This is a genomic window from Pleomorphomonas diazotrophica, from assembly GCF_002844595.1.
Taxonomy (GTDB): Bacteria; Pseudomonadota; Alphaproteobacteria; order Rhizobiales; family Pleomorphomonadaceae; genus Pleomorphomonas; species Pleomorphomonas diazotrophica.
This window is the reverse complement of the sequence record NZ_PJNW01000028.1, coordinates 1-575: the sequence shown is the minus strand read 5'-3', so window position 1 is coordinate 575 and position 575 is coordinate 1. Positions and strand designations below refer to the sequence as shown.

Below are 575 nucleotides of genomic sequence, written 5' to 3'. Positions count from 1 at the left end.
GCGCACGTCGAGTACGAGACGCAGAACCGTCACTATGCGCACGTCGACTGCCCAGGCCACGCCGACTATGTGAAGAACATGATCACCGGCGCGGCGCAGATGGACGGCGCGATTCTGGTGGTTTCGGCCGCCGACGGCCCGATGCCGCAGACCCGCGAGCACATCCTGCTCGCCCGTCAGGTCGGCGTTCCGGCGATCGTGGTGTTCCTGAACAAGTGCGACATGGTCGACGATCCGGAGCTTCTGGAGCTGGTCGAGATGGAAGTGCGCGAGCTTCTGTCGTCCTACGAGTTCCCCGGCGACGACATTCCGATCGTCAAGGGTTCGGCTCTGGTTGCGCTCGAGGGCGGCGACCCGAAGCTCGGCCATGACGCCATCCTCGAGCTGATGCGCGAAGTCGACGCCTACATCCCGCAGCCGGACCGTCCGGTTGACCAGCCGTTCCTGATGCCGATCGAAGACGTGTTCTCGATCTCCGGCCGTGGCACGGTGGTGACCGGCCGCGTCGAGCGCGGCATCGTCAAGGTGGGCGAGGAAGTCGAGATCGTCGGCATCCGTCCGACCGTCAAGACGAC

The 575-nt window shown here is 65.2% G+C and carries 1 protein-coding gene; it reads left to right on the top strand.

The features are described 5' to 3' along the window. Window positions 1-575 (top strand): GTP-binding protein (locus tag CXZ10_RS21240; protein ID WP_245412980.1); only part of this gene is annotated, 575 nt, incomplete at both ends.